Source organism: Anaerocolumna sp. MB42-C2 (genome assembly GCF_030913705.1).
Classification (GTDB): Bacteria; Bacillota; Clostridia; order Lachnospirales; family Lachnospiraceae; genus Anaerocolumna.
On record NZ_CP133190.1, the window covers coordinates 6012434 to 6036091 of the forward strand.

The window sequence follows — 23658 nt, forward strand, 5'->3', positions numbered from 1 at the left end:
GTATTTCTGAATTTTATTTATAAAATATTTATAAAGTCTTTAAGAAAAGGACTTTAAAAATGTAATATAGTATGCTATGATTGATAGTAATAAAAACTATATATCATAGTAAAATAAATAAAATTACATGGTTGCGATTACCAATAAATGTAATTTGTTATAAATTAAAGGTATGAAGTTCTTAGGAGGATGAATGAATGGCTTATAAAATCATAGTAGATAGCTGCACAGATTTAACAGATAATATGAAACAGGATGGACATATTCAATTGGTACCGCTTACATTGCAGGTAGATGACAAATCAATTATAGATGATGATACCTTTAATCAGAAGGAATTTTTGAGAATTGTTGCAGAAAGTCCTAATAGTCCAAAATCTTCCTGTCCATCCCCCGAAGCCTATATGAAGTTCTATGGCGGAGAAGAAGATATCTATGTAGTAACTTTATCTGCTAACTTAAGTGGGTCGCATAACAGTGCGGTTCTCGGCAGAAAATTATACTTAGAAGAGCATCCCCATAAAAACATAGAAGTATTTAATTCCTGTTCGGCATCTATAGGACAGACTTTAATTGCAAAAAAAATACAGGAGTATGCAGAAGCCGGAAAACCTTTTGATGAAGTAATCAGTCTGGTGAAAGCATTTAGAGATAAATTAAGTACAAAGTTTGTACTGGAAAATCTGGACACCCTTCGTAAAAGCGGACGTTTAACCGGAATCAAAGCTTTATTGACCGGAGTATTAAATATTAAACCTGTTATGGGTGCTACTCCCGAGGGAACCATCTGTAAATTAGATCAGGCAAGAGGAATACAAAAAGCTCTGGTTTTATTGGCCAACCTGATAGAGCAGGATGCACAGAAACCGGAGGAAAGAACCTTAGCAATTTCACATTGTAACAATTACGACAGGGCAGTATTTGTTAAAGAGGAGATATTAAAACGAGTACCTTTCAGGGATAGTTTTATTGTAGATACAGCCGGAGTAAGTACTATGTATGCCGGTGATGGCGGAATCATTGTCTGTTATTAACTCGACTATTGTCCCGGGGCACCTCGTATTATCCTTGCGGTAACCCCGTTTATCCTCGCAGGCAGTAGAAAATGAAATAGAAAATATCGTAAAAATCGCGAAAGCATCTTAGAAAGCAGACCTAGAGTAGGGCAATGAACCACAAATCGGTTCATCAAAACCGCCCCGTCTCAGGTCTGTTTTTTGTCTTTTCTCGCTTTAAAGAAACAATAGAATGAATAGAAAAAGAGGATGAAAAGAGAAGAAGAAATGACGCAAAAATGAAGAAAGAAATGATGAATGTAATGAGTTTTCTCGAAAATAATTGTGAATAACTGCAATGAGGATGGCCCCGTTAGAGGATAAATGAAATGTATTCAAAAATCAGCAGTTTTGATTTTATTTCAAAACCGCCGAATAGTTGTTGTATTTTAACCAAAAAACTCACCACCAAAGCAACGGTTTTTATTTCCGTAGGTGACGTTATAATTACTATAAGATGTTTAAACTGTTTCGATAGGTAACCATATCCTGTTCGCTTGCTGTTTTTAAGACATAACGTAACTCTTCAATAATGTTTGCCTTATCATATGGAAGAGTTCCCGACAAAGGCTTATAGTTTGATTTCGTGTCCGCTTGTAAATGGGTACGAATTTGTAGGTTTTCCAAAAGAGTAATCAATTCTTCTATTCGTTCATGCTCTGTTGCGGGAGTAAACTTATTGCTTATGGACCAAGAATACAGTTCTGTATTAGGGAATAGCGTCAAAGAATCAATGCTTAAAAAATAAGGATTTAGCTGATTAAAAATCTTAGCACTGTTAATAGCGTTTCGCTTGCCATTTCCTTTTCCTGCAAGACCAGTCATATAAACAAATGAATATTCAATTCCAGCTTCGTCCAGTTTGTTGCACTGCTCAACAACATCCTCGGCTGTATAGCCTTTATTTACTAAAGCAAGCGTTCCATTATCTCCACTTTCGGTTCCGATACTCAATCCGTTTATACCCATTGCCCGTAATTTTCTAAGTTGATGAACAGATTTTGATTTTATATCTCTAATACTTGCAAACATAGCTATGTTTTGACATTTAATCAGATAGTCCCTAGTTGTTAAAGCTCTTAATTTAAGGTTCTCATAGTTCATTGCGAATGGATTTGCTCCAGTCCAGAAGATACGCCGGGCATTAGGCTGATAGCTTTTTATTTCAGCCAAATCTTCCTCAAATTCACTAATAGGCGACATACGGAAGCATTCTCCGTGATATAGGCTACAAAATCTACATTTGTTATAGGTACAGCCGGAAGTTGCTTGTATGATAACAGAATATGCTTCATACGGGGGACGCCAAGTTCTTCCTGTAAAATGCATTATTAGCTCCTTTCCGGGAGCTTACAGGTGTCGGATGTTCTTTCGATACCGCTTAAGCTCCGCTTCATCAATATTGTCAATCGCATATTGCAAATGCTTTATCATTTTCTCTTTATCCTGCGGCAATTTTCCAACCAATGGGGCTGTATTAGAAATTGTGTTTGCATACACGGTCGTTAGAATTGTCAAATGCTCAATCAAGGTTTTTTGTTCCTGTAATTTCTCCAATTCACCTGTTTCGGTAAAAGTACCGTTTCTTATTTCGGTGAACAAATCTGATTCGGGGAATATTGTCAATGCAACTATACTTATACTAACAGGATGGATTTTATTATAAATTTTTGCAGTGTTCAAAGCAGAATTTTGGCTATTTCCAGAACCTACAAGACCATTTAGATAGGAAATATGGTACGCTATTTGAGCTTCATCAAGCCTGTTTAACTGTTCAACAATATCTAGTGCTTGATACCCCTTACGCATAAAGCGAAGCGTATCATCATCGCCTGTTTCGGTTCCGATTATAATACCATCATAACCCAATTGGCGTAGTTCTTTAAGTTGTTCAAGTGTCTTTGTAGTAATGTCTGTTACTCTTGAAAAACAGCCAATACTTTTAACTTTAGGCAAATATTGATGTACCTTTTGAGCTATCTCTATTAATTTGTCAACGCTAAGAGCAAACGGGTTAGCCCCTGTCAAGAATACCCGTTTTGCACATGAATGGTATGCGCTAAGTTCTTGTAAATCTTCTTCTACCTCACTCATTGGTGATAACCTGAATTTGAAAGGTAAATCCTTATAAAGAGAACAAAACTTACAATTATGGTGTGTACAGCCAGCCGCCACCTGTAATAGAGCGGAATTCAATTCATAGGGCGGTCTCCAGATTGTGCCTGTAAAATGCATAAAGTCAACTCCTTTCATACATATTATATTTGGCGTACAATAAAAATAATAGTACTGAACTTATTTGTAGTACATTGATTATTTTAAGTATGTAATGTATAATGGTCATAGATTGGAGAAACCAAAATGAGAAAAAGTAAATTATCTAACCAACGTTGCACTACTATTTCAACTATTCAGAAAATAGTTGGAGGCAAATGGAAAATAGAAATCCTATATTATATAGCTTTACAAAATATAAATCGGTTTGGTGAATTGCGTCGTCATATCGGTGACATTACGGAATCATCTTTAACAAAACAATTACGGGAATTAGAAGCAGATGGATTTATTTCTCGATATGACTACAAGGAAGTCCCGCCAAAAGTAGAATATTCGTTGACCGATTTAGGCAACAGTTTTATACCTGTTTTGGAATTTATGAAGCAATGGGGAGAAACCCACCTAAAACAGTAAAAATATTACTATCAATACTTAAATCTAGAAATCAATAAATTTATTTGTTAAAACCGTTATTGTAATGCAAAAGAATAATTTTTCCATTATAATGTTGTATTGTCTGATATATTCTACTATGTCACCGGGCACCCCGTCTTATCCAAAAGGCAACCCCATTTATCCTCGTTGATATAATAGAAAATAATGAGGAAACACCGTAGAATAATAAAAAATTCAGACCTAGAGTAGGGCAGTGAACCACAAAACGCTTCATCTTAACCGCCCCGTCTCAGGTCTGTTTTTTGTCTGTTTCAGACCTGACCACGCAACGCTTCTATCAATTCAACACAGAAAAATCCCAGGAAAATTAAGCGTACTAGCTCTTTTCTGCTTTTGAATATATGGGGAGAACCAATGGAAAATCGGTTTGAAGAGATGATGGAGTGTTTTACTGTTGAAGCTTTTAATTATGTGATAGAAAAAAGCAGCTGACGAAAATCAGTCGCTTAAGTATAAATCTGAAGAGATATCCCGAACTCATAATTTGAATAAATTCTTAAGTAATTCTATATATTTTTGAGGGTATTTTAAGCTTATTTCACCGTGCTTCATACCAGGAGCAGTATATAATTCGCTTCCAGGGATATTTTTATGGATTTTTTGAGCTGATTTCTTCATGACAGATATTTCCTTTTCACCCACGATAATGAGCACTTTAGTTTTTGTATTTGAAATTGGTTCTTTCAAATCATATGATCCATTACTCAAGGTCATATTTATCAGCGATTGTTTCGACATTTTCATACTATCTTGGTAATATATTTCAAACATATTAGAAGGGACACAGAGAGATTTTGCTTGCAATTTTGAAAACCACCTTTGCTTAACTAATCCATAGAACATCTGATAGGTAGGAACTGTGATGTTTGTAATACCTTTGATTGGATAAACTAAGGCACTTTCGATAATCGCATATTGTGTAATGTCATCTCTTTGAAAAATTACTTCCGTTACGATTTGGGCACCGATAGATAACCCTGCAATTGCGAAGACCCTTCCGTTACATTGCGTATCAATGTAATGAATTAATTTTTCAGCAGAATCGGTAATATTAGTAAATGTTTCGGTGGCGGCTTCTCCATGTCCATCAATGATAGGTGTGATTACGTGAAAATTATTTTTAAATTCATCAACGATAGGTTTTAATGACCAGTCCGACAGACCACCGCCATGGAGAAAAATCATAGTTGGAAAAGCGTTATGTCCAGTTTCCTTAAAAATCATATGAACCCTTCCCTTGTATAAAATGTTCTATCTCTAGATTAACTTGTTCTGGATTATCTCCATTGGAAAAATGCGCTGCATGTTTAATGATGTGCAGAGGATAGCCAGTTGCCTTGGCCCAAGCTTTGTTATATTGTTTTACTTTTCCAGTAGTATCACTATCACCAAGTAAAAGTAATACCGGACAATCAAATTGTACATCTTTATTTTCCTTAGCAAACTTACCGTATGCAATATCCATTTGCTCAAGAATCTCTGCTTTTGATAAAGGCTTTAGCATTTCTATTATTTTATTATAAGCATAGTTTGTTTTCGAAACGGATTTTGCCATAGTTTCTCGAAGCATATGGTCAGTAAAACATTTTCCAAGCGGTGATACTTGTTTCAGCCACCATAAATCTGATTTAGAATAATACTTAAGTCCAAACGGAGTGGTATCAAGCATTATTATCCTATCAACATTTTCCGGAAATCTATATGCAAATTCCTGACTTGGATAGCCACCCATTGACATACCGACCAGAATAACTTTCTTGACATTCTCTTCATTTAAAATAGCCTTTAATTCCATTGCTGTATTCTCATAAGAAAAATTTTTATAAGGTCTTGACAAACCATGTAACGGTACATCCCATGTAATTACTGTATAGGATGCTTCAAAATATTCGACCTGTTTTTCAAACATGTTATGATTTGCAGTTAGTCCATGTGTAAATAGGATGCATTTTGCATTTGGATTACAATTTCTGGTAATCCAGTAGTGGACATAGCCATTATTAGATTTAATTTGTTTATGTTCTGTACTCATGATTTCCTCCCATGCTATTTTTGATACACTTTTTCCCACATAAGAATTAATTGTTCGAAATCTGATTTCAGTTTATCTACATTGATATTGCCCTGCATAAGTGCCATATGCAAATACCCATCAGAAGCCCATACCATTTCTTGATACATTTGATGTATATCAATATCATCTCGTAACATTGTAATATCTATGATTTCAAACGCTTTTTTCTCACTTTCCAGATTGATTTGCTGAAAACTATCATGAATTTCTTTTTTTACCTCTATATTTTCTTCGTAGTAGGCTCGTAATGAGAATTCACTTACATAGGGATATTCTCTCAGCAAATTACATTTTCCTATAAGAGAGCGTCTTAGCATTTCAAAATAGTTGTTAGTTCCTAAGATATTCTGTTCCTTCATTGCATTTCTTGTTAACTCAATTGATTTATTCCACAAAAATAAGTAGAGTTCTTTTTTGTTTTTGAAATGGTAAAAGAGAAGGGCTTTGGAAATGCCAGCTCCCAGGGCTATTTCTGCTACAGGAGCCTTCTTGTATAAACTCTGGGAAAAAACTTGAAATCCCATATTAATTATTTTTCGTTGTTTGTCTGCAGGCAATCTGAAAAAACCTTCATTCATAAAAAACCTCCTGACCAATTTGATTAGTATATATTATATGCTATTATGACTGACCAAAATTGTAAAGACCCTTATAAAAATATTATTATATGAGTTAGCTTTGGACACATCATTATTACTGCATATCGTTAGATTTTTGCATTAATTCTTTCACATCCGCCTCGAGGGAAAAGCTCTTTGAAATTCTGAAAGCCGGTATGGAATTTCCTGACCTTCAAGTTCTGTTTTGTTTGTTGTTATTTGTTTTAAATCTCCCTCCGTGTTTATATTTTCAATATGAAATATTTAGTGGTTTCATATTGGTACGATGCTGGTATGCCAAATCCAACTGGATACGTGGATTATGTGCTTTTTGGTAATGATGGAAAACCGCTTGTTGAAGTGGAAAAGTTAATTGAAATTTTATAGCAATAAAACAAGAGAGACGTTGCGTATACAAATTTACGCAGCGTTTTTGTTATAGTAATTGAATACAAATTTTTGAGGATAATTGGTATTGTTAAATGATAGATAGAATGTTAAAATTTAAGTAAAAATGTAGGAATTAGTATGGAGATAAAAAAATAAATTGGATGGAATTTTCCTGATAACAATAATGGACAAGTGGTAGGAATAACAGATGCTGGAATTGAGACGTTTAATGGCTCTTTAAATGCTCATTAACAAGGGAAATATGTCAAAACTCTTTGGATGCAAAGATTAATGATCAGTGAACCAGAAAAAATAGAATTCAATATTATTAAGCTTCCGAAAGAAGATATACCCGGATTTGAACAATTATTAGGAACAATGGAAAGCTGTTTAGGTTTTGGAAAGAACTAAGGAATGAAAAATCTTATCATTTCTTTGAAAATGCTCTTAAATGTTTGAACAATAAGTACATTAATATAATGGTTATAAGTGTTCAGAAATCTATTACTGGAGACATGCCTGAAGATCAAAAAAGCTTTTTAGATAAGTTTATAGGAGATGAGATAGAGGTTAAAGGAGTAAAGTATACTGCTATAAGTATCGGAGAATGATTAAAAATCAACGCTCATTAAGAAAGGAATTAATGTCTATACCGGGATAGCCACAGATAAGCAGGTAGTCTTTCATAAAATAAATGAGTTTTAATGATACCACTAGAACAGGAGTAAATAATATGGATATAGCTGTCTTATCTGATATTCATGGTAATTATGTTGCATTGGAGAGTTGCCTGGAATACGCATATTCACGAAACATCGGTACATTTATTTTCTTGGGTGATTATATAGGTGAATTGTCATATCCTGATAAGACCATGCAGATTCTTTATGATTTGAATGATAGATATAAATGCTATTTTATCATAGAACAGGCAGAACGTACGGCAAAGGATGAAAGATTAATGGGGGCAGACATTATTATTTCATCACCTTATACCAGAGCTTTGCAAACGGCTGCAATTATTTCTAAGAAAACAGGAATCGATATAAAGGTGGAAATGGATTTACATGAATGGATGCCGGACTTAACCTTTCAATATAAAGAATTCTCAGAATGTTTACAACTAACTGAAGGTTTTAATAAGCATCGAGGAGTTTATCCTGAGGGAGAAACACCCAGATGGGAATGTCTTCAGCAATTAAGAGAACGGGTAAGAAAAGTCGCTGATAAATATGCAGATTACAATAAGGTTATCATTGTATGTCATGGAATGGTTATAAGAACACTAACTTATGCTGAAGAAATAAAGCCGGCAGAAATTATTGAATGTAAATATGAGATAGGACAACCTGATTGTACCTATTCATTTCATTAAATAGAATTGAGGGGAATTTTTGTGATAATTAGAACTGCAATAAAATCTGATATTGTTGATATAAACAAGTTGTTTATTGAACTAGATGCAGATAGTGTACAATATCAAACTGAACATTATCAAATTGGAAACAGAACGGACGAGTATTTGCTAGAAATCATAAATAATCGAACACAGCTATTAGATGGCTCAAAAAAGTGGGCGAAGGAACATGGAATGGGGTATTTAAGGCTATCTGTTTTTCCTGCAAATGATAGTGGGATACGCTTTTATAAACGTCATGGGTTAATGGAACAAATGGTTACGATGGAATGTTCATTAACTTAATATTCTCATAGGAAGAGAAAATCAGGTATAGGGGAGTTTTTATGCAATATAAATTGACTAACTTATCTAAAAACGATGGAAAAGATATATATGATATGTTACAGGAATTTCCTGCTGATGAGAATGGCTTTATTAATTCTGTTTATGGCAAAAGTTATGAAGAATATAACGAATGGCTTATTAGGCATGAGATCATGCAAACAAAAAAGCCAGATAAAGAGGTTTTGTTCTTTATCGTATATGCCTTTACTATACCACTTATCTGTATATGCCTTATGCAATATATACCAGCATTTAGTCAAGGTTGCGTAAGATTCATTTTATATGGAATAGAAGGTGCATCACCTTCAATAGCAGCTATCATTACAATTCTACAAAAATATGGTATAAATGGTACTAGATGTTTTATACTTGATAAGTATAAGAATGGTTTTAATATAAAGCTTTGTATCATGGGTTTTCTTATACCTGTAGCCATGCTAACTGTTGGTAAATTGTTAACATACGTTACTCCATATCATAATCAATTTATTATATTACTAAGTTTAAAAAAAATAATAATAGTAACATGGGCATTGGTTGCAGAAGAATTAGGATGGAGAGGTTATTTACAAGATAAAATAGAAAAAAAATTTGGGAAAAAACTCACACCACTAATTATAGGTTCAATATGGTCTGCCTGGCATTATCACTTTTTTCTTTCTGGTACAATGGAGGTACCAATTGTAGTATTTACATGCGGTTGTATTGCAGAAAGTTACGGATATTATATTATAACTAAGTTAGGAAAGGGTAATATAGTACCAGCCTCCTTATGGCATTTTTCTGGAAATCTATTTTTTAACTTATATCTATTAAATCCTAATTGGAATAACGGAAGCATTATTTCCTATTTAATTGTGAATACATTATATGTATTGTATATTGGAGCTTTTATTTATTGCAGAAAAAAGGATAAGAAAGAGAATTAGTATTAAAAGAGCATAATCCCAATACAAATGCAATTTAGAATATCAGGAAATTAGAAAAGCAGTAAAATAATAAGACCTATCAACTATTTGCATTTGGTTGGTAGGCTTTTTGTTATATGGAATACGTTTATTACGCTATTAATAATAAGATGGATAAAAATGTTTCAATATAGCAGATACATTCTAAAAATAGTTGCAGTGAAAACCTTATATCTCATCTCCTATGCTTGAACTAGAAAATAGTGGTAGAAAATACTGGAATGATGGTGTAAAATGGAAAAGGGATAAGGAAGGTTTGAGGATAATTTATGATTAATACTTCAAGAAATGATGACGTTGTCAGTATAAAGCACAGTAAACTGATGGACTTTATAATTAAGTGAAATATTTATTGTTTTAGTCTTTCATCCGATTATATGCAAAAACTAAGGTTTATTTGGGGGTAAATATGGAACTCTGGGATGTATATGATATTAATAGAATCAAAGCGAACAAAACTATGGTTCGTGGGGAACCTTTTGAAATAGGAAATTACCATTTAGTCATCCATGTATGTATTTTCAATTCGGATAACAAAATGCTGATTCAACAAAGACAACCATTTAAAGAAGGATGGCCAAATATGTGGGATGTCACTGTCGGCGGAAGTGCTACAAAGGGTGATACAAGTCAGTCTGCTGCTGAAAGAGAATTGCTTGAAGAAATTGGATTAAGGCAGGATTTTAAAGATATTAGGCCTCACATAACTATAAATTTTAGCAATGGATTTGATGATGTTTATTTGTTGGAAAAAGAGGTTGATATCTCTAAGCTATCCTTGCAGTATGAAGAAGTTCAAAATGTTAAGTGGGCTTCAAAAGAAGAAATATTTTTGATGATAGAACGAGGCGAATTCATACCATATTATCCAAGTTTAATACAGCTGTTTTTTGATATTCGAAAACAATACGGATGCCATCAAATAAAATGAGTATACGAGGTGGTCTACCTATGAAATTTGCAGTATTTACGGATTTACACTACGACGTTATACAGGACGGAGACAGACGAATACATGAGTTTATAAATGCGGTGAAAGAAGAAAACTTGGATTTTATAATTGAGCTGGGAGACTTATGTCATCCGACCGATGAGAATAAACATCTGATTTCAGAATTGAAAGAAGTTGGAATCCCATGCTTCTTTACTGTAGGGAATCATAATTCGGATGCTTATTTAATAGATACTGTACTAAAATTCTTTGAGATGAAAAATAGTTTCTATTCTTTTGTCTATGGAAACATTAAATTCATTGTTCTTGATGCAAACTACATCAAAACTCTCGATGGATGTGAGCCATATTGTAAACGAAATTATGAACGGACAAATGGTGATTATCCTTATATTCCACAGGAGGAAATAGAATGGTTGAAAAATGAGTTGATAAAAGAACAGTATTATTATGTGATATTAACTCATCAAAGTCTTTCTAATGATTTTATGAATCGTGGAATTTCTAATCGTACAGAAATTAGAAGACTTCTTGAAGAAAGAAATCGAAACGGGAAGAAAGTGCTGCTATGTATGAATGGTCATGACCATGGGGATGATGTGAAGATTATTAATGGGATTCATTATTATACCTTGAATTCAATGTCATATATCTGGCAGGGAATAAAAGAAACCTTTAATTATAGTGATGAAATACATAAACAATATCCCACTTTAAAGAACTTGATTCTCTATCAGGAGGCATTACATATCATTGTAGTAATTGATGATAATATGAATATTCAGATAAATGGGATGAATGGACATTATCAGAATATAACGCCGTCTGATATTGGTATGGGAAATAAATGGAATGGTGTTTCAATTGAACCAAAAACATCGTCCTTGTACATCGGTTATAAATAATGCGTTTTAGAAAAAATATTTGGGACAATACAAGGATATTGAGAGGAGAGTATGAATCCTGACAAGGCAAGCAGAGGCTGATAATAGCGAAAAATAGCATAATTCGCTATGTAGCTATGGCCAGATAATTATACGGAAAGCTTAAAATTTCATTTAAACCTTGGAGGTGATTTGAATTTATCTATATCATTATTTTGATAAAACAATCGGACCGTTTGTCAACTTGTTATGTGTTTATTCGGTATGTGGTAAGATGGAGTTGTTGAATAAAATTATTGAAAATGTATAAGTTGAGATAGATTACGGAGGCGGTAATGAAAGACTTTAAAGCAAACGGGAGATGATTTTATTCCATATGTTCATAGGACATTTCCTGAATTAAAGCCAGAGGAAATATACACTCCCTGGTTTTGAGTAATGATACATATAGTTGGACGAAAAAAAATGAGAGGAATGGGAGCAATGAAAGATATTCCGATATATGACACGTTTGCTAAGATTGAACCGATTATGAAAGGCATGTCAGGTGAAAAAAAATATTATATTGAAACAATAGAGGGTAAGCATCTTTTACTTCGGATTGCTGATTCATCAGAGTATTTATTGAAAAAGACTGAGTATGAAGCGATGAAAGAAATGTATGCACGAAATGTGCCGATGCCATCTCCTGTTGATTTTGGTATATGTGACAATGGGAAATCTGTGTATACGTTATTGAGGTGGGTTGAGGGAATTGAAGTAGAAACTATTTTACCTACCCTATCACCTAAGGAACAATATCACATGGGTTTAGAATCAGGTGAAATTCTTAGAAAGATACATACAGTTCAGACAAGAGATGATGTTCCTGACTGGTCTGAGCGATACTACTCTGTAATAAATCCTCGCATAGAAGCATTTCACTCAGAAGGTGTTCGCTTTCCCGGAGATATAATTATTTTGGATTATCTTGAAAGAAATAGAGAATTACTAGATAACCGTCCACAGTGCCGTCATCATGGAGATTACCATATGGGCAACATGATACAAACTGCATCTGGTCACTTATCAATAATTGATTGGCATACCGTTGATTTTGATAATTATGGAGACCCATGGTATGAGTTCAATCGTATCGGTATTGAGTGCACTGAATTTGCATCAGGGCAGATTAATGGTTATTTCAACAATGAAGTACCAGAAAAGTTTTGGAAACTACTAATGCATTACCTTTCAACAAGCGCCATAACTTCTATAGTGTGGGCTAAATATTTTGCTCCGGATGAATTACCTTCTATTTTAAAGATGAATACAGATATACTGCATTGGTTTGATGATATGAAAAATCCCGTTCCAACATGGTATATTAAGGAGTTTTGTTGAACAAAGTTATCATTGGATTAGGAATCAGAAATTGAAGTGCTGGCAATGTATATTGGGAGGAAGGTGAATTAATGCCAATAATTAAAGGGTTGGAGTGGACATTTAATACAGAAGCCGAAAAATATGAAAAAATGCGACCAGGATATGTTTCGGAGTTGTATGAAGATATTTTTAAATATAATCCAATTAATAAATCCAGTAATGTCGTCGAAATTGGTATTGGAGGTGGACAAGCAACTCTACCGATTTTAGAGACTGGGTGTACGTTAACCGCCGTGGAATATGGTGAGAATTTAGCTGAATTATGTCGTCACAAATTCAATCAGTTTCCAAATTTTTCAGTTGTAACAACAAAATTTGAAGATTTTATATGTGACAATAATTTATGTAATTTAATCTACTCTGCATCTGCGTTTCACTGGATACCAGAAGATATCGGATACACAAAGGTTTATAAAATGCTGAAAAGTGGTGGTGTCTTTGCTCGTTTCGCTAATCACCCATACAAGGATAAAGGCAGAGAAGAAATTCATGAAGCATTTCAAAGAATTTATTCTAAATATATGCCCGGTTCTCTTGCCGCTAACGAATACAGTATAGATGATGCTAAAAAGCGTGCAGATATTGCGCTGAAATATGGTTTCATTGACATAAGCTATAATTTATATCATAGGACAAGAACTTTTACGGCAAAAGAGTACATATCACTTCTAGGTACATATTCCGACCATATCGCGATTGAGGAAAATATAAGAAATAAATTCTTCTCGGAAATAGAAGAAGCTATTGATAATTTAGGCGGTCAGATCACAATATATGATACCATTGATTTACAACTTGCAAGAAAACCATAACTTTCTGTTATGAGATTACAACCGAAAATCATGAATATGTAAAGGATAATACTAGTTTAATGACATCGATAATTATTTTACTGTACTTACCCTAAAACATGTAATGACGAAAACAAGTGGAATTAAATGGCCACGTTTTGGTGAAAAGCTTCACAAAATATGCATGAAGTTTGAATTGCTTGAGGTGTATAATGGATATAACGATAGGGATAGAAAATATAAATTCTTCAGATGCCATTAGATTAATGAATGAACTGTCAGCGGAATTGGAACATATCACAGGAAACAGCGGTAGAGATAGTTTTGACAATGCTGATATCAAAAATCCAAGGTCAATATTTGTGATGGCCAGGGAGAGTGATATAGCCGTCGGATGCGGAGCATTCCGTGAATTATCAGATGATACCGCTGAAATTAAGCGGATGTATGCCAGAAAAAAGTCTTCTGGTGTAGGTGGCAAAATCCTTGCTCATCTAGAGGAACAGGCGAAGAAATTTGGATACAGCAGAATTGTCTTGGAAACAAGAAAGTGCAATGAAAAGGCGGTGTCCTTTTATCAGCATCACGGATATAGAGTGGTAAAAAATTATGGAAAGTATGTAGAGATGCCAGAGGCAGTATGTTTCGAAAAAATGCTCGGATGATTCTAAGTTAGGAGTTACAATGAAAACACTAATATTTAACGAATCGGAAAGCTAATATTGGAGGAATAAAAATGAATGTAATAGATGTTAAAAATGCCTTAGTGAGTGAACTGTCTCAGAAAAAGAACGGAGCATTATATCAGAGAATTTAAGAATAAACCCGATGATTGCTATGACCGGTTAATGCAAATTCTTTTTGATTCTATTTCAGACAAGACAATAGAAAAATCAGTTGAGGAATTAAGAAATATTACTTTAGAAATAGTGCATATTGGTAATAAGTTATTTGTAAAAGAATTCTAGGCTAAGCATACACTGTTGAAATTTCAAACGATTTTGTAGTAATACAGTCACAAATCAGAATGTGTAGTACAGACAATTTGTATAACGGTTAGATGATATTCTATGAATTGATTCTTGATTATACTAAAATCGAAAACATCAATAAATCTATTTCTATGACGACGGAGGAAAATAGATGACACTGAATCAGTTATATAAAAGCTATAACTCTATAAAGGAAATAAGGCTAATTGGCAAAGAAATCATTACGGACCATAAAATCTGTGAAGTAATTGGAATTTATTTATGTGGAGGACATTTGCAGTTATTACTTCTTGAATACAATGAGAAGCAAATTGAGTACGAAAGTGAACAGGACACATTATATAACAACGATTATGAAAGAGTTATTACAAATCGTACACGAAAACGAGAAGGCATTTCAAGGGATTTTAAAGTAGTCTCAAATAATATCAAAGAGATAGTTATTAACGATGTCTGCTACGAAGTAGAGGAAATCGGCTCTACAAGAGCATTGCTCTCTGTCAGTGATAACACATTTATATTTTCGCAATTCTTCCAAAAAGGTTGGAAACCGAAAAGTATCGGTAAAGTGAATCTTGAAAATTGCTTTATATGTACGGTTCTGTTCAAGGGCAAGTTTAATAAAATGCCTAACTTTGGCGATAATCCTAATATATTATTTAAAAATCGTGATTCATCAAGACAGGAATTAATTGAACAACCAATCACTTTAGAGATCGGCAAAGCCTATGACGATAAAATCCAGTTTAAAATCAAGGAAACAGGTGAAGAACACTGGATTTATATAAACGGTGTAAGCATCTGTGATATTTTTGCAGAAACGATGAAAAATTTTGAAAATCCTAAAATCAAAGGACAACGTTCGGAGAAAGAACTCCAAAAAATGAAAGCCGATACGGAAAAACGTTTGATGGAGGTTTGTCCCAAAGGTAAGGGATTTTTGAGCATCGAATACGAAAGCGATACGGATGAGCAAATAGATTTTCATTCTATAGATTGGCTTGAAAGCGAACCGATCCATAGAACTGGTGCAATTTCTTTAATTGCAAGTCCAAATTACCCAACAGGAAAACTCGGAAAACCGCTTCGAGTTGCACTGGTTGAAGAACCATTAGATTTAAGTACCAAAAGTATGGAAGTTGAGTTATTTTGTCTTATCAGAAAAATAGAAAACAGCGATATTGAGCTGACAAGTCAGTTAAAGACCTGATATAAGAAAAAGTTAATGCGGGTGGAGGGTTAGTATGCGTTCGGAAAAAGAAATGATTGATTTAATATTAAATACTGCTAAGGAAGATGAGCGAATCAGAGCCGTCATTATGAATGGTTCAAGAACAAATCCTAATGCAATAAGAGACATCTTTCAGGATTATGACATACAATATGTTGTACATGAAACAAAGTCATTCAGGGAAGATAAACTATGGATTGACCGATTTGGGGAGCGCTTGTATATGCAATATCCCGAAGATAATTCTTATTATCCGAGTGACGTAGAGAATTCTTATGCATGGCTGATGCAATTTACGGACGGAAACCGTTTGGATTTAACGATATGTACGCTAAGCCAGACGCTAAAAAATCTACATAATGACCGACTAAGTAAGATCTTACTTGATAAAGACAATTGCTTACCTCAGATACCGGAAGCAACGGATGAGGATTTTTGTGTGAAGAAACCCTCAGAAAAGCAGTTTTTGGATACTTGTAATGAGTTCTGGTGGTGCCTTAATAATGTTGCAAAAGGGTTATGGAGAGAGGAAATTCCATATGTAATGGATATGATAAATAAAGTAATACGTCCACAATTAGTCCGGTTACTTGGATGGAAGATAGGTTATGAAACATCATATCGTGTTAGTATCGGTAAGTTAGGTAAATATATGAAACACTATCTGGAGAAAGAAAAATGGGATACCTTCATTCATACATACTCATCGGGAGATGTTAATGATATCTGGGGATCAGTTTTTATCATGTGTGATATGTTTGATACGATAGCAAAAGAAGTGGCAAATAATATGAAATTTGAATACAACGAGCTGGAAGCGGAGAATAGCCTGCAATATTTAAAGCATGTTACTATATTGCCAAAAGATGCAAAAGATATCTACTAGCGGGATTTTTATTAACCTGAAAGAGAGATTAAAGATAGCTGAAGAATATGACTGCAGATGTGTAATAGAGACCAAAACAATAGAAGCCTTAAGGGAATCCGTAAAATATATGGAGAGATATTTGGACTCCGCCCCAAATAAGTATGAAAACTGATATTAGGAGACAATTCGATGAATGAAATAATGTATTATAGAACCTCCGTTACAGCAGAAGAATTAAGTTTTCTTCAAGCAAGGGATGCTGTAAAATTATTATCTATTTCCTTGGAAAATCCAAGAGAACTCTATATCCAGGACCCAAGTACAAAAAGATATTTATTCTGCAGCACCCCATTAAATTTATTTATATTTTCTCTCAAAGTAAGCTAATAATTGATACAAACCGGTTGCTAATATGCATAACAATACGATTGACATAATTACCCAGTCGAGTTTAAATACCTGACTTCCATAAATAATGAGATATCCAAGCCCGGCTTTGGCAGCTAAGAATTCTCCGATAATAACACCTACCAGGGACAAGCCAATATCGACTTTCATTACACTGATGACGGAGGGTATATTACTGGGGATAATAACCTTAAACAGAATATCCCGCTTACCGCCACCGAGAGTACGGATTAGTTTTATTTTATCCTCCTCAACATTAATAAAATCGGTATATAAAGATATGATACTACCAAAAACAGCTACCGGTGAAGTTACATAAGTACAATAATTCATAAAATCTAAATGCAATATATATAATTTTTAGGGAGATTTTCTGAAAGCTAACATTCATTTATAGTTGACTACAAACTGATTATTACCGTCCACTTGGATAGTAGCAATTAATGATCTCCATAGAATTCTCTTTTCAGTACGGGATAATAAACTATAAATATAATCAAAATCAGTATTTAATAAACTGTTAAATTCCTCGGTTCCATTTCTTTTTTCTACCTTATGTAGGTTCTTCAACTGAGTATTAATTAAAGCATGGTCCTCCTTATAGGTTTTTATATCTATGAGGTTTTCCATATACAATTCTTTTAATTTCTCCAATTTGAGCTGCAATTTATTGATTTCATTTGTAGTGGTATACTTTTTCGTTTCATTAATATCTGCAGTAAATTGATATCCGGTAAGAATTTGATTAATTTGGTTTATCAGGTAATTCTCAAGTTTAGTTTCATTTAGGCTTTTTTTATGAGAACAGGATCGCTGCTCAGAATATCTCTTGCAACGGTATATGTAATATTCCTTTATAGAGTTTTTATATGTTACCGTACTATGATTTCCTGTTAATTTTCTGCCGCATTCCCTGCAGATTAGTAATCCGCCAAATAGATAGACCCGCTCCTTATTTCTTCGTCTCTTGGGTATTGGAAGAATGGTTTGAACCTGATTAAATTGCTTAAGGTCAATAAGGGGTGCTGTGATAGTATCATCTCTGTATTCCGTATATATTTTATTTTTTAATATTCTGGATATGGTAGTATTACAGAAGGTCAATTTATATTTATCCCTAACCATCTGTGTCGTTTCATAAATAGACTGATGCAGTTCATAATAATTAAAAATCTCCCTTACAATATCAATCGCTTTGTCATCCGGTATCAGCCGCTTATTTTCTATTTTAAAACCTAAAGGGTGGGAACCGTTGGTAACCTCCCCTTTGTTTTTCTTATTTTGAAAGACAACTTTAATTCTCTCGCTGGTGCGATCTGCTTCATCCTGGGCAACGGATAACATTATATTGATGTGAAGCCTTCCATTGGCAGAAGTAGTATCATAGTTTTCATATATAGTTTTCCAGTTTACATGATATGTTTCTAAAATTTCCTGTACCTTATAATAATCCGATATATTACGAAACCAACGGTCTAATTTAGTTATTAAAATTAAATCAATTCGATTTCCGATTACATCGGATAACATACGCTGAAATTCTTTGCGTTTTGCCATCTTTTTCCTTGCCGATAAACCCTCGTCTATGTAATAATCCACAATATCCAGACTGTGTGCTTTGGCATATTCCGTTAAAGCAGCTTTCTGAGCTTCCAGTGAATATCCGTGTATGGCTTGTTCTTCAGTAGAAACTCTAATATAGACAGCGCATCTGGTCAATTTCTTTCACCTCATAATACCATAAAATCCTTAATTAAATATATGATAAATGGTATTAAAATACGAAAAAGAAAACAGATTATTCATCTGTTTCCTCGGAATACTCTATTTCATTAACTTTACTGCTGGGATCATAATTGTAAGAAACATCATCTTCATCAAATTTTGAATAAAGGTTATTTTCACGGAATGTTTTATTATTTGAACCGGTATGTTTTCTTGGTGTACCTTTATTGTCCTTGTAATTATCCATAAATCATTCTCCTTTCAAAGTTAAGTAGTTGCAAAATGGGTAATTGCGAAACTATGTAGTTTTTAAATATACCATATAATTAATACTTGTTTTAAACCTCAGGGGATAAGGATAGTCATCGCCTCTGAGATAGTATTATTTGCCTGGTATATAGATACAATAGTGGAGTTTCGCAATTACTAATAAGTATTTTCATAAAAGGAAAAAGTATACACTTTTGTTAAAAAATAAAAAGACTGGGCTGCATTTATAATAATTAAAATACTATAGATAACAGTATAGATCCCGGCGTTTTATCTGTTTTTAATATTACTGCGGTTCGGTTCTATGATGTTTGTTTATCATGATATACTATATAAAAAGGATAGATAGAAGAGGTATATATCTATGGATATTGAAAAACTGATTAATATTCTTTCAATCTTATTATCGAAGAAATATGACCTGGAGATTCAATTTAAAATCATTAAATCTTAGATTTTTGTACTTATAGGTCAATACCTACCGAAACGGCAGCTACAATAATAGTTTTCATATTATTTCCCAGCCATACGATAAATACCGGTGCAAGTGCCGATTTAGGCAGGCTGTTTAAAACGACTAAATAAGGTTCTAAAACTTTAGCCAGACTATCATTCCACCATAAAACAATTGCAGTTAAAATACCTATTATAATAACCAGTGAAAAGCTTATAAATGTTTCAATTAAAGTCACGCCAATATGGTAAAAGATACTTCCGTCAGCTGCCATTTCAAGAAAACAGCGAATAACTCTGGAAGGACTGCTGAAAATAAAGGAATCCACTATTCCCAAACGGGTAGTAACCTCCCATAATAATAAAAAACTAACAATAATGACGATCTGATAAATACGAACATTACGCATTTTTTTTATATAATTTAAGAGATACGCTTTATGGGTAGGAGAAAGCTGAGTTGAATTAAGTAATTTTTTTTTATTTAATTTCATTCTGGCTTAACTCCTTCCATATTAGATTGAAGTAATCCTTAAATTCGGGAGCACTTCTGGCATGAAAGGGAGTTTTCTCATCAACAGTTAAATGAACCTCAATCACTTTTTTTACGGTTCCGGGACGGCTTGTAAGAACAATGATTCGGTCAGCCATGGATACTGCTTCAGCTATCTCTACGTAAATACTAATTTATACCGTGTTCGTCTTTAAAGTTACATAGGCTGTATTACCATTCCATTTAACTTCATCGATCAGGGTATTAAAAAGATAGCGTTTCAGATCCATATCTGCATTATCGATAAGTAAATTCAAATGAGTGAGATTTTGATATAAGGTGAGTATTGTATTAGACTGGGTACCGTTGATACTTTCGTCATCGGTTAAGATTTTGATTTCCTCTTGAATCCGGGATAAATCGTTATCCAATTCTTCTAATTTAGGAAGCAGATATTTTTCTGTAAAAGAACTCTCCCGTTGTCCGATTTGAGAAATAATATTTTGTATTGATGTTTTGATTAAATGCTCTTCCTGGTGAAGTGCATTTAGACGAGTGTTTTTCTCCTGTTTTTCTCCCAGAATGAGAGATTCCTTTTTTTTAAGATAGGGGATGTAATCATTAGTAAGAATATTTGCTTTAAGTAAAGTTTTAACAAGTTCCAGCATTTGGTTATCAAATTGTTTACCGGGAATATTGGGTATGGAACATCGGGTGCTTTTCGATAAAACTTTCATTTCACAGGCATAACTAAAACTGATGTTATTATTGATTCTATGTATATTTTTAACTCTTAACTTAGAACCACAGTGTTGACAGATGATTTTACCCGAAAACAGGGCAACGCTGGAAGTATCTGCACGGGGATTGCCTTTCATTTTATTTTGCTTTATTAAATTCTGGACAAAGGTGTAATCTTTTCCGCTAATGATACCCTCATGTTTGCCGATAGCCACCACCCATTCATTTGGAGGGCGCTTTTTCTTCTTTTTACCGGCTTGATGTTTGGTACGGTTATAACATAAAATTCCTTGTTTGCCGTCAAATTCGGAAGCAGCATTAGCCAGTATACATCCGAGTATGCTAAAATAATCATAGGTATTTTGATCTGCAATGCAGTAGGTGGGATTTTGCAAGATCAGTGATAGTGAACTTTTGGTAAAATCATTGTTATTTTGAGTTTTTATGTGATTTATAAGACAATACTGTTCCACTTGCGATAAACTTTTTAATTCCATATATTTATAAAAAAGAAGTTTTACTGTTATTAATTCTGTTTTCTCTGGAATTAATTTATATAGCTGCCGTTCCTTATAATTCTCATCTATAAAAAGAATTGCTTCCGATCTGTAACCATAGGGCGTTACTCCGCCAAGCCATCTTCCGGTATGAGAGAGCGCAAGCATATTGTCCCGAACCCTTTCAGCTGTAGTTTCTCTCTCTAACTGGGCAAATACGGAAGCAATATAAATCATAGCTTTACCCATTGGTGTAGATGTATCAAAATTTTCCGTAGCAGACACAAAAGAAACATCGTATTGTTCTAACAAATCCAGCGTTTTAGAAAAATCGGAGACATTTCTGTTGATACGATCCAGACGATAGCACATAAGTACATTTATTTTTCCGCTTTTTATATCATTTATCAGTTTTTGAAATTTCGGGCGGAATGTATTTGCAGCGGAAAACCCTTCATCTTCATAGATAAAAAAGTATTTATCCGTGATATGAGACAGGTGCATCTTAGCGTAATCCATACAAAATTGTATCTGATTGTCTATTGACTCTCCTTTTTCGGAAAATTTTGATTGCCTGCTGTAGATTGCTATATTCATTAAATCCACCTCCCTATAAAAATATATCAGCCGGTAAAGGTAAAAAGACCTATCGTATATAAAAACCAATATACACTAAGCCAGTTGTATTCGGTTTATCACCTGTAACTGCAATAAGTACAGGCAGTTGTGCATACATATTAGCAAGATAATACTTCTACAATAAGAACGACCCTTAAGGTTTCAATCACCTGCGACGGGAGGAGATAAGGTTGAGGATAATAATAAACAATGCAGAGGAAGCAATAGATTACATAAATGAAATAAAAGGTCCGGCTATTGCGGAACTTTTATTTGCCGAACTTATGAAACAGCCTGATTCGATTCGGGCAAAATTATATGAGGTGTTAACAGAAGAAGAACAAAAATCAGGGAATTAAGATGAAGATGATTAATTCCCTGATTTATTAATAAGCTCCGGATAAATAACTGCTTATATCTATATGAACTGTACGCGCACAGATAATATTTGAACTATGATTAATGAATAAGAAAGAATGGCCAATTCTTAATTTATGAATCGAATGAATCGGAAGCATATAAAGCTGTTAATACATAATAGCTATAATTTTTATTCTTAATAAGGTCTGGGGCCCCAAGGACCATAAGGAGGTCTGCCGGGACCGTAAGGAGGTCTGCCCGGTCCGTAAGGAGGTCTGCCGGGACCGTAAGGGGGTTTGCCAGGTCCCCACGGAGGTCTGCCGGGCCCAGGTCCCCACGGTGGCCGGCCCGGTCCCGGTCCCCAGAAAGGAGGCCCCCAGGGATCCCTGCAAGAAGGGCATTCATTCTGATGAAGCTTATTATTACCATTTAACATGATATACTACACTCTCCTTTATATTTTTTTATTATTATATGCAATTGATAAAAAATGGTGAATATTGTAGAATAAAGTTTTTATGAATATTTTAGTATAGATAGGTTCCGATATATCGTGGGTGATTAAAATAGCAGTTTTCTTTTCTTTACGGATAATGCCCCATATATCATCGGAAACCTCGATTCGTGTTTGATAGTCCAGAGCCGAAAATGGTTCATCTAGAAGTAAAATATCCGGTTCTAATAATAAAGTTCGAATTAAAGCAGCTCGCTGTCTCATTCCACCTGATAGTTCCGAGGGTTTTGCATCTTTAAAGGTCACCAGGCCATAGGTAGTAAGCATATCATTGATTAAAACGTAACTGTTTTCCGTTAATTTATGCTGTATCTCTAATCCCAAAGTCAGATTACGTAAAGTGGAGCGCCACTCCAACAGATGATCTTTCTGCAACATGTAACCAATATTTTTGCCCGATGACTTAATATCTTTGTCATTTATATAAATACCACCGGTGTCAGGGTTTATCAGCCCTGCAATCAGTGATAAAAGAGTTGATTTACCACATCCACTGGGTCCTACAATTGCGAGGAACTCACCGTCATTTACATGAAGTGATACATCTGCCAGGGCAGGTGTTTCACCCTCTAAGCTATGGTAGTTATAACTTACGTGGTCAATTCTTAATAGTTCTCCCATATATTCCTCCTAATTAAGTTATACTGTATTATATGAAAACAGGATAAATAGGGTTACTTGCTGAAAAATATAAAGATTATGGGAAAAAAATAAAAAAAATATAAAATATAAATAAATAAACAATGAATAACTACCAAAATTTAGTTGCATAATGGTGATAAATCAAGTAAAATAAGGAAGTAGTTGTTTACATAATTCTTAGTAAAAATATTGGCATCCTGCTTCTTCAGCCGGATAAACTTATTTTATCGG

Annotated in this window: 26 protein-coding genes and 1 pseudogene; 14 read left to right on the forward strand and 13 right to left on the reverse strand. The window is 34.0% G+C overall.

What is annotated here, in order from left to right; all coding sequences use genetic code 11:
• Nucleotides 1-197 precede the first annotated feature (197 nt).
• Complete coding sequence (locus RBU59_RS26600) at nt 198-1034, forward strand: DegV family protein (protein ID WP_308145488.1); 837 nt, start codon at nt 198-200, stop codon at nt 1032-1034.
• Nucleotides 1035-1505: 471 nt separating this feature from the next.
• Here RBU59_RS26600 and RBU59_RS26605 read toward each other — a convergent pair whose 3' ends face one another.
• Both RBU59_RS26605 and RBU59_RS26610 read right to left on the reverse strand, forming a co-directional pair.
• The gene (locus RBU59_RS26605; RefSeq protein ID WP_308145489.1) at nt 1506-2384 is read right to left on the reverse strand and encodes a radical SAM protein; all 879 of its coding nucleotides are present in this window, start codon (nt 2382-2384) and stop codon (nt 1506-1508) included.
• Between the two features lie 21 nt (nt 2385-2405).
• Nucleotides 2406-3308 carry a radical SAM protein gene (locus RBU59_RS26610; protein WP_308145490.1) on the reverse strand — a complete coding sequence of 301 codons (903 nt, stop codon included), beginning with the start codon at nt 3306-3308 and terminating at the stop codon, nt 2406-2408.
• A gap of 108 nt (nt 3309-3416) precedes the next feature.
• Here RBU59_RS26610 and RBU59_RS26615 point away from each other — a divergent pair, with 108 nt between their 5' ends.
• Nucleotides 3417-3746: a winged helix-turn-helix transcriptional regulator gene (locus RBU59_RS26615; RefSeq protein WP_308145491.1), complete on the forward strand. Its 330-nt coding sequence runs from the start codon at nt 3417-3419 to the stop codon at nt 3744-3746.
• A gap of 519 nt (nt 3747-4265) precedes the next feature.
• Here RBU59_RS26615 and RBU59_RS26620 read toward each other — a convergent pair.
• The 3 genes from RBU59_RS26620 to RBU59_RS26630 are packed head-to-tail and all read right to left on the reverse strand — an operon-like array spanning nt 4266 to nt 6440.
• Nucleotides 4266-5012 carry an alpha/beta fold hydrolase gene (locus RBU59_RS26620; RefSeq protein ID WP_308145492.1) on the reverse strand — a complete coding sequence of 249 codons (747 nt, stop codon included), beginning with the start codon at nt 5010-5012 and terminating at the stop codon, nt 4266-4268.
• Entirely contained in the window at nt 5002-5820 is an 819-nt protein-coding gene (locus RBU59_RS26625) for an alpha/beta fold hydrolase (protein ID WP_308145493.1), read from the reverse strand. Before RBU59_RS26625 ends, RBU59_RS26620 begins: the two co-directional genes overlap by 11 nt.
• Before the next feature lie 14 nt (nt 5821-5834).
• Nucleotides 5835-6440 carry a TetR/AcrR family transcriptional regulator gene (locus tag RBU59_RS26630; RefSeq protein ID WP_308145494.1) on the reverse strand — a complete coding sequence of 202 codons (606 nt, stop codon included), beginning with the start codon at nt 6438-6440 and terminating at the stop codon, nt 5835-5837.
• Between the two features lie 1144 nt (nt 6441-7584).
• On the opposite strand from RBU59_RS26630, the gene RBU59_RS26635 reads away from it, so the two are divergent.
• The 11 genes from RBU59_RS26635 (at nt 7585) to RBU59_RS26685 (ending at nt 17093) form a co-directional block, all read left to right on the forward strand.
• On the forward strand, nt 7585-8226 hold the full coding sequence (locus RBU59_RS26635; protein ID WP_308145495.1) for a histidine phosphatase family protein: 642 nt from the start codon (nt 7585-7587) through the stop codon (nt 8224-8226).
• Nucleotides 8227-8247: 21 nt separating this feature from the next.
• Complete coding sequence (locus RBU59_RS26640; protein ID WP_308145496.1) at nt 8248-8553, forward strand: GNAT family N-acetyltransferase; 306 nt, start codon at nt 8248-8250, stop codon at nt 8551-8553.
• 41 nt (nt 8554-8594) lie between these two features.
• A complete protein-coding gene (locus tag RBU59_RS26645) occupies nt 8595-9524 on the forward strand; it encodes a CPBP family intramembrane glutamic endopeptidase (RefSeq protein WP_308145497.1) in 930 nt (309 codons plus the stop codon).
• A 448-nt stretch (nt 9525-9972) separates the two neighbouring features.
• A complete protein-coding gene (locus RBU59_RS26650; protein ID WP_308145498.1) occupies nt 9973-10494 on the forward strand; it encodes an NUDIX hydrolase in 522 nt (173 codons plus the stop codon).
• Nucleotides 10495-10514: 20 nt separating this feature from the next.
• Complete coding sequence (locus RBU59_RS26655; protein ID WP_308145499.1) at nt 10515-11420, forward strand: metallophosphoesterase family protein; 906 nt, start codon at nt 10515-10517, stop codon at nt 11418-11420.
• A gap of 444 nt (nt 11421-11864) precedes the next feature.
• Nucleotides 11865-12782 carry a phosphotransferase family protein gene (locus tag RBU59_RS26660; protein WP_308145500.1) on the forward strand — a complete coding sequence of 306 codons (918 nt, stop codon included), beginning with the start codon at nt 11865-11867 and terminating at the stop codon, nt 12780-12782.
• Between the two features lie 71 nt (nt 12783-12853).
• A complete protein-coding gene (locus RBU59_RS26665; RefSeq protein ID WP_308145501.1) occupies nt 12854-13636 on the forward strand; it encodes a class I SAM-dependent methyltransferase in 783 nt (260 codons plus the stop codon).
• A 191-nt stretch (nt 13637-13827) separates the two neighbouring features.
• The gene (locus tag RBU59_RS26670) at nt 13828-14280 is read left to right on the forward strand and encodes a GNAT family N-acetyltransferase (RefSeq protein WP_308145502.1); all 453 of its coding nucleotides are present in this window, start codon (nt 13828-13830) and stop codon (nt 14278-14280) included.
• Between the two features lie 478 nt (nt 14281-14758).
• On the forward strand, nt 14759-15817 hold the full coding sequence (locus RBU59_RS26675) for a hypothetical protein (RefSeq protein ID WP_308145503.1): 1059 nt from the start codon (nt 14759-14761) through the stop codon (nt 15815-15817).
• 34 nt (nt 15818-15851) lie between these two features.
• Entirely contained in the window at nt 15852-16724 is an 873-nt protein-coding gene (locus RBU59_RS26680; RefSeq protein WP_308145504.1) for an aminoglycoside 6-adenylyltransferase, read from the forward strand.
• A gap of 171 nt (nt 16725-16895) precedes the next feature.
• A complete protein-coding gene (locus RBU59_RS26685; protein ID WP_308145505.1) occupies nt 16896-17093 on the forward strand; it encodes a hypothetical protein in 198 nt (65 codons plus the stop codon).
• Here RBU59_RS26685 and RBU59_RS26690 read toward each other — a convergent pair.
• From RBU59_RS26690 to RBU59_RS26715, 6 genes and pseudogenes are all read right to left on the reverse strand, one after another.
• Nucleotides 17064-17417 (reverse strand): annotated as a pseudogene (locus RBU59_RS26690) (ABC transporter permease); the annotation flags it as partial. The gene RBU59_RS26685 and the pseudogene RBU59_RS26690 sit on opposite strands and share 30 nt — an antisense overlap.
• 84 nt (nt 17418-17501) lie before the next feature.
• Nucleotides 17502-18833, reverse strand: a complete 1332-nt coding sequence (locus tag RBU59_RS26695; protein WP_308145506.1) for a recombinase family protein — start codon at nt 18831-18833, stop codon at nt 17502-17504.
• 79 nt (nt 18834-18912) lie between these two features.
• Complete coding sequence (locus tag RBU59_RS26700) at nt 18913-19086, reverse strand: hypothetical protein (RefSeq protein WP_308145507.1); 174 nt, start codon at nt 19084-19086, stop codon at nt 18913-18915.
• 487 nt (nt 19087-19573) lie between these two features.
• Nucleotides 19574-20056, reverse strand: a complete 483-nt coding sequence (locus RBU59_RS26705) for an ABC transporter permease (RefSeq protein WP_308145508.1) — start codon at nt 20054-20056, stop codon at nt 19574-19576.
• A complete protein-coding gene (locus RBU59_RS26710) occupies nt 20043-20213 on the reverse strand; it encodes a sulfonate/nitrate/taurine transporter ATP-binding protein (RefSeq protein WP_308145509.1) in 171 nt (56 codons plus the stop codon). The genes RBU59_RS26705 and RBU59_RS26710 overlap by 14 nt, the downstream gene beginning before the upstream one ends.
• Nucleotides 20214-20249: 36 nt before the next feature.
• Nucleotides 20250-21890, reverse strand: a complete 1641-nt coding sequence (locus RBU59_RS26715; RefSeq protein ID WP_308145510.1) for a recombinase family protein — start codon at nt 21888-21890, stop codon at nt 20250-20252.
• 212 nt (nt 21891-22102) lie between these two features.
• Here RBU59_RS26715 and RBU59_RS26720 point away from each other — a divergent pair, with 212 nt between their 5' ends.
• Nucleotides 22103-22270: a hypothetical protein gene (locus RBU59_RS26720; RefSeq protein WP_308145511.1), complete on the forward strand. Its 168-nt coding sequence runs from the start codon at nt 22103-22105 to the stop codon at nt 22268-22270.
• 197 nt (nt 22271-22467) lie between these two features.
• Here the strand turns inward: RBU59_RS26720 and RBU59_RS26725 are convergent, their stop codons facing one another.
• Both RBU59_RS26725 and RBU59_RS26730 read right to left on the reverse strand, forming a co-directional pair.
• On the reverse strand, nt 22468-22707 hold the full coding sequence (locus RBU59_RS26725) for a hypothetical protein (RefSeq protein ID WP_308145512.1): 240 nt from the start codon (nt 22705-22707) through the stop codon (nt 22468-22470).
• An 18-nt stretch (nt 22708-22725) separates the two neighbouring features.
• Nucleotides 22726-23406 (reverse strand): ABC transporter ATP-binding protein, encoded by a 681-nt coding sequence (locus RBU59_RS26730; RefSeq protein WP_308145513.1) that lies wholly within the window; start codon nt 23404-23406, stop codon nt 22726-22728.
• Nucleotides 23407-23658 lie beyond the last annotated feature (252 nt).

Coding starts and splice junctions, on each gene's coding strand:
- RBU59_RS26600 (WP_308145488.1), top strand. CDS start 198: ATGGCTTATAAAATCATAGTAGATAGCTGCACAGATTTAACAGATAAT.
- RBU59_RS26605 (WP_308145489.1), bottom strand. CDS start 2,384: ATGCATTTTACAGGAAGAACTTGGCGTCCCCCGTATGAAGCATATTCT.
- RBU59_RS26610 (WP_308145490.1), bottom strand. CDS start 3,308: ATGAAAGGAGTTGACTTTATGCATTTTACAGGCACAATCTGGAGACCG.
- RBU59_RS26615 (WP_308145491.1), top strand. CDS start 3,417: ATGAGAAAAAGTAAATTATCTAACCAACGTTGCACTACTATTTCAACT.
- RBU59_RS26620 (WP_308145492.1), bottom strand. CDS start 5,012: ATGATTTTTAAGGAAACTGGACATAACGCTTTTCCAACTATGATTTTT.
- RBU59_RS26625 (WP_308145493.1), bottom strand. CDS start 5,820: ATGAGTACAGAACATAAACAAATTAAATCTAATAATGGCTATGTCCAC.
- RBU59_RS26630 (WP_308145494.1), bottom strand. CDS start 6,440: ATGAATGAAGGTTTTTTCAGATTGCCTGCAGACAAACAACGAAAAATA.
- RBU59_RS26635 (WP_308145495.1), top strand. CDS start 7,585: ATGGATATAGCTGTCTTATCTGATATTCATGGTAATTATGTTGCATTG.
- RBU59_RS26645 (WP_308145497.1), top strand. CDS start 8,595: ATGCAATATAAATTGACTAACTTATCTAAAAACGATGGAAAAGATATA.
- RBU59_RS26650 (WP_308145498.1), top strand. CDS start 9,973: ATGGAACTCTGGGATGTATATGATATTAATAGAATCAAAGCGAACAAA.
- RBU59_RS26655 (WP_308145499.1), top strand. CDS start 10,515: ATGAAATTTGCAGTATTTACGGATTTACACTACGACGTTATACAGGAC.
- RBU59_RS26660 (WP_308145500.1), top strand. CDS start 11,865: ATGAGAGGAATGGGAGCAATGAAAGATATTCCGATATATGACACGTTT.
- RBU59_RS26665 (WP_308145501.1), top strand. CDS start 12,854: ATGCCAATAATTAAAGGGTTGGAGTGGACATTTAATACAGAAGCCGAA.
- RBU59_RS26670 (WP_308145502.1), top strand. CDS start 13,828: ATGGATATAACGATAGGGATAGAAAATATAAATTCTTCAGATGCCATT.
- RBU59_RS26675 (WP_308145503.1), top strand. CDS start 14,759: ATGACACTGAATCAGTTATATAAAAGCTATAACTCTATAAAGGAAATA.
- RBU59_RS26680 (WP_308145504.1), top strand. CDS start 15,852: ATGCGTTCGGAAAAAGAAATGATTGATTTAATATTAAATACTGCTAAG.
- RBU59_RS26685 (WP_308145505.1), top strand. CDS start 16,896: ATGAATGAAATAATGTATTATAGAACCTCCGTTACAGCAGAAGAATTA.
- RBU59_RS26700 (WP_308145507.1), bottom strand. CDS start 19,086: ATGGATAATTACAAGGACAATAAAGGTACACCAAGAAAACATACCGGT.
- RBU59_RS26705 (WP_308145508.1), bottom strand. CDS start 20,056: ATGAAATTAAATAAAAAAAAATTACTTAATTCAACTCAGCTTTCTCCT.
- RBU59_RS26710 (WP_308145509.1), bottom strand. CDS start 20,213: ATGGCTGACCGAATCATTGTTCTTACAAGCCGTCCCGGAACCGTAAAA.
- RBU59_RS26715 (WP_308145510.1), bottom strand. CDS start 21,890: ATGAATATAGCAATCTACAGCAGGCAATCAAAATTTTCCGAAAAAGGA.
- RBU59_RS26725 (WP_308145512.1), bottom strand. CDS start 22,707: ATGTTAAATGGTAATAATAAGCTTCATCAGAATGAATGCCCTTCTTGC.
- RBU59_RS26730 (WP_308145513.1), bottom strand. CDS start 23,406: ATGGGAGAACTATTAAGAATTGACCACGTAAGTTATAACTACCATAGC.